We start from the raw sequence: 7411 nt of genomic DNA, 5'->3' as shown, positions 1-7411 counted from the left end.
CGGGAGAGCGAACAGCTGCTGCTCAAGAGTGACCAACTGCAGGCGTTGAGCGGGCAGAAGTTTGCCCTGAGCGAACACCCGGATGCGAGCCTTAATCGCGAATGGGTGATAGTGGGGGGCAGCCACACAGGCGAGCAGGGCAATGCGGCGGAAGAGGACAACAGCAGCCGCGGCACGACTTACAGTAACGAGATAGTCGCGGTGCCATCCTCCATGCAATGGCAAGCGGAGCCGAAGGCCAAACCACAGATGGCGGGGCCGCAGATAGCGACCGTGGTGGGGCCGAAGGATGAAGAGATATTTTGTGACGAATACGGCCGGGTGAAGGTGCAGTTTCCCTGGGACAGATATGCCAAGGGTGACGAGCACGGCAGCTGCTGGATACGGGTCAGTCAGGGCTGGGCCGGTGGTCAATATGGCTTTATGGCACTGCCGCGGATAGGGCATGAAGTGATAGTGTCGTTTTTGGACGGCGACCCGGACCAACCCATCATCACCGGCCGGGCCTTCCATGCGGTGAACCAGGTGCCTTACGCGCTGCCGGCCCACAAGACCCGCACCGTGCTGAAGACCCAGAGCCACAAGGGCGAGGGCAGCAATGAGCTGAGGTTTGAGGATGAAGCGGGGGAAGAGGAGATTTACCTGCACGCGCAGAAAGACCTGAACCTGCTGACCGAGAATGACAGACACGAGCATATCAAGCACGACAGCCACCTGGATGTGGACAATGAAAGGCGCAGCCGCATCGGCGGCAACGACCACCTGACGGTGTTGGGCGAGTCCCGTCAGCAGGTAACCGGCGACAAGAGCCTGATAGTGGATGGCAGCTTACATCTAAAAGCCGGCTCCGTGTGGGTCAATGAAACCGGTGATGAAATTCATATCAAGGCGGGGCAAAAAGTGGTGTTGGAGTCTTCCTCTGAAATCACGGTCAAAGCCGGTGGCAGTTTTGTCAAAGTCGATCCGGCCGGGGTGCATCTTTCCGGCCCCGGGATCAACCTTAATGCCGGCGGCGGCGCGGCATCAGGCAGTGGTTATGGCGGTAAAGCGCCGGAGCTTCCGGGAGAAGTGGCCGCTGCCGAGCTTCCTAATCCCTTACCTCTGCAACTGGCTCCCGCCAGCATGGAAATGCTTTCCTACAACAATGTCGCCGTGGCTCGCTTGTGCCAAAAGCAAACCGATGGCAGTTGTCCTCTGGAAGATTGCCCCTGCTTGAAGCACAAGGGGTAATGGGCCATGAGTGAGTTACTGCCTGAATTGGCCGGTGTCGAGTATTGGATGCTGACCGACAAAATTCGTTATCCCAAGGTGATGCAGCTGGCTTATCAACATGAAGCGGCTCCCGAATTGGCCGATCTCTTCATCAATAGTCCATTTGCCTACCTGATGCCACAGAGCCCGGTCATCTTTCGTTTGCGCCACGACAGCAGCCTGTTGCCCATATGGCAAAATGACTCCCTCTGGCGCAGCTCGGCGGTGATTTTTGCCTGCCAGGCCGGGGCGTTCGACACGCTGAAACAACACTTGCTGGCCCTGTTACAGCCCAGGATCCTGGGGCGCCAGACCATCTTCAGATATTACAGCAATCAAACGCTGGACCCCTTGTACTCTGAACTGGATGCCGATGACAGGGACACACTTCTGGGACCTGCCTCGGCGCTTTGTTGGACCTCCCAGCAGGGCGAAATCAGGTCTCTGAAACACACACCCAAAGCCGTTGAAAGCTATAGCTTTAATTCAGCCGTTTTTAGTAAATGGATTTAGTGATATGAATCATAAAGATAACTTGGCACTTAGGGCTTGCCAAAACGTCCAGGATGAATGCCTGAGAATGTTGGCCGACTATCACAAAATGGATTATGCCGAATTGGCGAACATGAATACTCTGGAGCTGCAGAATAAATTCATCAGTTGGAAGTATGAAGTCGTACCTATTGACGTCAACAAGCATCTGCCTACCGTTAAGCCTCCAGAGGATGGGGCCTGTGGAAAAGGAATTACAACCTGTGAAGGTGCCTATGTGGAGTATGAAGACGTACTCTATGTGCCAAATCATCCAAAGGATGGGAAGCGCTATTGGTATGCTCTGACCTCTGAAGCGTTAGAAAGACTCAAGCAAGAAAGACAGCATTTGCAGCTCAGTGACATGGATATCAATGCGCCCGACTTTAATGAAAAGATGCTGCAAAAGCTCAATGAGCTTGGGTTGCTCTCTCGTTATGACTATTTACCGTATGAGATATTTCTTTCTGATGCGGCAGATAAAGAAAGGTACAAAACATTATGGTTGCTCAAATGGACCCAAGGGCTGGGACTCTGGGTAAAGGCTGAACTTAATGAGTTGGATGATTATGCCCGCAGCGTAGGCTTTGAGTTGCTGGCTAAACATTCTTTTATCAAGAGTGAGGTTGAGCTGCGCGTAAGAGCGGCTAATCATTACCCATCAGGCTCTTTGGATAGCTTGAATACCCAATATGTCTTGGGCGAGGCCAGAAAAAAAATTGAATTAGAACTGAAAGAATATGTGTTGGCTGAATGCAAAAAGCTGGAAGATAAAGCCAAAAAACAGGCCAATGGTTGGGAAACCGATGATGGCACTAAGTTTATTTATGATGAAAATTTAAATTACTTTACCAGTGATAAAGAGAAGAATATAGGTCTCTATGTCAGCAGCCTGAAACGCACCTTGGGTTTTGAGTATAAGTCATTAATTTCTCAAGGTGATAGTGAAGCTGCTAAAACATTTAACTATTTCTGGGGGGAAGAGTTTGTTCAGTATGATGATATTTTTAATGAGCCAGAAATTTCCTGGTCTAAATTAAGTAGCCTTAGTGGTTCTTTAGGCTATGATACTAGGAAATATGGTTTTTACTGGAATCTTTTGATGTTTAATCTTTCCGGTATGGTCCTCAAGGAACAATGTCTTACATTAGATGAACTGAATAACAATAATCTATATAAAGAGATGTTTTCTTCATATAGGCAGTATTCAAAAAAATATAATGCTGTTATTAATGTTCGGCGTTCATCATTTTGGGGCAATGATGAACTGAATAATGAACAGGTAGAACTTCTTTTTGAACTGTTACAGAAGGATCGAAAACAAAAGCATTTTGAGCAATCGGATGACTATGTCTGGCTCAAGGCTTTCATGGAGAGTGGCGGTTTTCAGTGGGGCTATTGGGATACGGTAGCTCTGGATATTAAGCTGGATGCTTTTTGGGAGAAGCAAGTTAAAGACCTACGGCAGATAAAACTGGAATCCATTCCGGATTTCTTTGAAAAACCTTTGTTAATCAAGAAAGCCTGTAAAGTTCGAATGGATTACTGGAAGACGCTTGCAAACTCCAGAGCTCAAAAGGGCGATGTGAGCAATATCAGTAAGAAAGTCAACAAGGAATCCTATTCAGTGCTTTGGAATTTTGAAGACTGGAGACCTGCCGTAAAACACCCGGGCATGATAATGAATCTGCCTGATAACAATGATCTCAGGGTTGTTGAATGTTATCTGCTCTCAGAAGGAGATGAAGGTACCCCTTTCTACCTCAGAACCCCCTCTTGGTTGCTACCCGCATCCTCGGAAAAGCACCTGGTTAGTTCAGGCAAGGGGCATGTTAAAGACATTTCTCAGCGGGTGGCCTTATCAGCCTCAACCAAAGCGGTTGAATCCAAGGAGGAGCGTGACGAATTAAATGCGGCTGAAGCGCAGCAGAAAGAACCTACGCTGAACCAATTTCCCAAGGATGTGGCCGAGACAGTCAAACAGACAAAAGTCCGACTGCCTAAAGATGCATACAAGAAGTTTATGAATCAAATTTCTGAGAATAAACAACTTTCTCTTGATATGTCCTTGATTCATTTTCAAAATGAGCATTCTTTACTGGGCAAGGATTGGGCTTACCAATCAAACACCAGTATGGATGGCTATACTGTTTCCGCCGATGCCCAACTTATGCGTTTCACCTCATCGGCAACCAGTTCTTTAACGGCTCCGGGGTTGGCTATCCAAGGTTCTGAAGTAGCCAAAAGACTCAGTGGAGACACTGCGCTTAATCTATCTCTGGATCTGGCCAGAGCACAATTGGGTTTCAGTGCCTGGTTTCCCTTGGGAAATAAGGCTCCCGGGAACGCTTATGTGCCTTATAACCCCATGCCAGTGAAAGGGTTACAGCTTGATTTTCCCTATATTGCACGCAAGTCAGGTAATGAAGTCAAGCAACTGTATCAAGCCGGTGAAATTTGTTTTTGGCTACAGGTAACCACATACGGCCTTATAGCAGCCAGTTTGAATTTGGCTACAAACATTAGCATAGGTCCCAGTGCAGATGGAAATGATGTAGGTGTTAAAGGCTCGGCGTTTCGGCCATCGGGTTATAATCGTTCGAAAATAAAGGCCGAGGGGCCTGAGAATGTTATAGAAGGGGCCGCCCAGGCCGGAGCCACTGCGGAACTGTTTGCCGGTGCAGAAGTCGGCGGCACGGTAACAGGAGAAGTTCATTGGAAACCCCCAATGTCTTCCGATGTTCTTGATAAGAAGCAAGAGAAGGAAGCGAAAGAGACGAAGCAAGATAAGGAGCAATTAAACACCAATCAGTGGCGAAAGCTCGGTTCAATAACTGCCGGCGGCGCTGCAGGGATAGGGATTGGTGTTGAAGGGACATTTCGTTTGGGCTATGACGCGGGTTGTTTCTTCTTGGTCGTCGGCGCCAAGGTTGTTTGTGGCCCCGGGGTAAAGGGCAGCTTGAATATTGCAATCGACCCTTTCAGTACAGATCTTTTTGTTGGCTGTTTGTTGAACATGCTAAAGCAGAGCGGCTTTAGTCGTTTGGCCGTCTTTGACGATGAAGACTCCAAGCTTTTTTATATACTCAACCAAAGATTGACCTTGGCAATCGCCACAGGGCTCAGTCTGGCCGATATATTACTTTTCCCTCCCAGGGTTTACGCAGATTGGCTGCATAAGTCGACTCAGGAAGATTATGCGCCAGTAATTGCCTCCCGGATTCTGCAAACTCAGCAACGTGAGAAGACACGGACTTGGCTTAAGGATTCTCCTCCGGAAACCTTGGCTGCCTTATTCGATGCCTTAATAGCATCCCCGGGAGGGAATGGCAGTGGCATTCAGGCCGAAGCACTGCTGTTTATTATGCGACAACTGCAACCGGGAGACGATACAAGGGAGGTTGTATTGCGCCGCCGCCAATTTACCAAGGCACTGGAATTAATGGGAGTGAAGGAAGGCCAGGAGGCGGCCTCTTATCTCAGGCGTTGGCAAAGAGTACTAGATAACTGGTTAAAAGTTGCTTCTTTTTTCAGATTAGCATCATTCAAAAATAGTGATTTAGCTAATCGTTTATTGGGTGATTTTGATGTTTTGAGTGCGGTACTATGTGAACGCATGACTTGGTATTCCAACGAATGGAATGAGATAGGGCTTGGTCGCGATGGAAAGCCAAAGGTCAGCCGTAAGAGTGTCTATGGCTGTTATTTAACCCCCGAAGGTTTACAGGCCATGGTCGCTGCCCAAATAATTGATCCAGATAGCCAAAAATACCAGATTCAGCAAGAATCCGTGATTGAAGCGGAAAACTTGGCCATGTTCGAACGCCGGCGGAATGGCTTGTTCAAGCAAAGAACTTGGAGCCTGACTGAGTTGGATACCCTACTTCCCCCTTCCAGAACAAAGAAAATAGAGGGCTTGCTTTGATGGTGCAGATTCAAAGTTCAAATTTTAATAAAACCCATAAACTAATCATTGCAACACTGGTGTTATTGATATGCCTGCTCGGGCTGTGGCTATATGGCGGCCAGAGTGCACAACCCAGCCCCCATGCTGCGATTATTGATAATGACGAGTTACTGGCTTTGGCGGCCGAGAGTCAGCCCAATCCGGATATCTATGCCAGTAGCTTGGTCAAACCCGGTGATCCTTTATTCAAAGGTTTATATGAGTTGCAGTCGTTGAGAAGGGATTTGGCCGAAAAGGCACTCTTGCCGCTGGCCGAAGCAGGCAACAGTGATGCTATGTATTGGTATGGTATGACGGTCTTGCGCTCCAGTGTTTTGTCTGGTGGAGACAAATGGATCCATGAGGCTGCTATTGCCGGAAACCCCTATGCGATGCGGCGTTTGGTACCAGCGGGAGAAACCCTTCAGGATTGTGAATGGTATCTGGGCAGTTACTGCGACGATGCCTGGGCCGACAAGGCGCAGGAAGCTTTCCAGCAGCGCTTGCAAGCCAACCCCGATGATGTGTTGAGTCGCTATGCAGCCTCCATGGATGTCGACAGGGCTGCTGAAGCGGCCAAGCAGAAGTACTATGCGCCTATGGTCAGCCTCGCACATAAGTATGGTAAGGCTTACGAGGCTGGAGAACTCAGTGAAGCCGATACTGCCAAGGTGGTAGCCCTGTTGAAAATGGCGGCCAATGATAACTTCGCGCCAGCTCTGGTTATGTTATCTACATCATTTCGTAAGTTCTTAGGAAAAGATAAGTCATTATTTTATGCCAAAAAGGCGCTGATGCTAGGATATAACTCTATTGACGCTATTTATTGGGGGTATCAAGGGGATTATAAACAAGTCCGAGAAAGAGGTAATTTATTATTATCATTACCCTACGCTTTGATCTTTAGAGACTATTTCAGAGATGATACTTATTGGCGACTTATAAAACATGATCTTAAAAAAATGAATTTGCCACTCACGGAATCTGAAATTTCAGCTGCTAAAGAACAAGCTGAAAAAATCATCTCAGAAATAACGCCGGTTATTTATATCGATGCAATTTACGATATGGAAGCCTATCACTAGCAAGAGCATGGATGCGGCAATACTAGACTATATCTCAGCAGAGATCTTAGCTATTCGCATCACCAACTCATGGAATTAGCCAGGGTCAGGCCTCAATGGCAAAGCAAAGGTCAGTCGTAAAGTGTCTATGGCTGTTATCTGACTCAGAGATGTTACCCCCAAACTAATTGGAGCTGCAGCTAGGCGGCAAGTGAGTGAATCCCATGAGCATAGATACACTATGTGATTGGGGTGATTGAACGTCGCCAACACCGCTGCAGCTTCAAGTAGGAAAGGGGTAGGCTATGGTCGGTGTAAAATAGTCGATCCCGGTAGCTCCAAAATACCGGACTTTGCAAGAATCCGTGAGTGAGGCAGAAAGCTTAGCCATGTTCGAACGCCGGCGGAATGGCTTGTTCAAGCAAAGAACTTGGAGCCTGACTGAGCTGGATACCCTGCTTCCCCCTTCCAGAACAAAGAAAATAGAGGGCTTGCTTTGATGATGCAAACTCAAAGTTCAAAACTTAATAAAAACCATAAATTAATCATTGCAGCACTGGTGTTATCGATATGCTTGTTCGGGCTGTGGCTATATGGCGGCCAGAGTACACAACCCAGC

At 47.9% G+C, this 7411-nt stretch carries 4 protein-coding genes; all 4 read left to right on the top strand.

Annotated elements, in window-relative coordinates:
- The coding region (locus ACMHXI_RS01090; RefSeq protein WP_413733782.1) for a type VI secretion system Vgr family protein at nt 1-1230 on the top strand (1230 nt) is incomplete at its 5' end.
- Nucleotides 1231-1236: 6 nt separating this feature from the next.
- On the top strand, nt 1237-1764 hold the full coding sequence (locus tag ACMHXI_RS01085; protein WP_071477088.1) for a DUF4123 domain-containing protein: 528 nt from the start codon (nt 1237-1239) through the stop codon (nt 1762-1764).
- 4 nt (nt 1765-1768) lie between these two features.
- Nucleotides 1769-5707 (top strand): hypothetical protein, encoded by a 3939-nt coding sequence (locus tag ACMHXI_RS01080; RefSeq protein ID WP_413733780.1) that lies wholly within the window; start codon nt 1769-1771, stop codon nt 5705-5707.
- The gene (locus tag ACMHXI_RS01075) at nt 5707-6813 is read left to right on the top strand and encodes a hypothetical protein (RefSeq protein ID WP_208184411.1); all 1107 of its coding nucleotides are present in this window, start codon (nt 5707-5709) and stop codon (nt 6811-6813) included. The genes ACMHXI_RS01080 and ACMHXI_RS01075 overlap by 1 nt, the downstream gene beginning before the upstream one ends.
- The last annotated feature ends 598 nt before the right edge of the window (nt 6814-7411 follow it).

It is taken from the genome of Shewanella sp. BJSY2023SW005, assembly GCF_047314585.1.
Lineage (GTDB): Bacteria > Pseudomonadota > Gammaproteobacteria > Enterobacterales > Shewanellaceae > Shewanella > Shewanella algae.
The sequence above is the reverse complement of the archived record's forward strand: the minus strand, read 5'-3'. Positions and strand labels throughout refer to the sequence as shown.

What these genes read in the sequence shown, in the direction of transcription:
- ACMHXI_RS01085 (WP_071477088.1), top strand. Translation starts at nt 1,237, where the DNA reads ATGAGTGAGTTACTGCCTGAATTGGCCGGTGTCGAGTATTGGATGCTG.
- ACMHXI_RS01080 (WP_413733780.1), top strand. Translation starts at nt 1,769, where the DNA reads ATGAATCATAAAGATAACTTGGCACTTAGGGCTTGCCAAAACGTCCAG.
- ACMHXI_RS01075 (WP_208184411.1), top strand. Translation starts at nt 5,707, where the DNA reads ATGGTGCAGATTCAAAGTTCAAATTTTAATAAAACCCATAAACTAATC.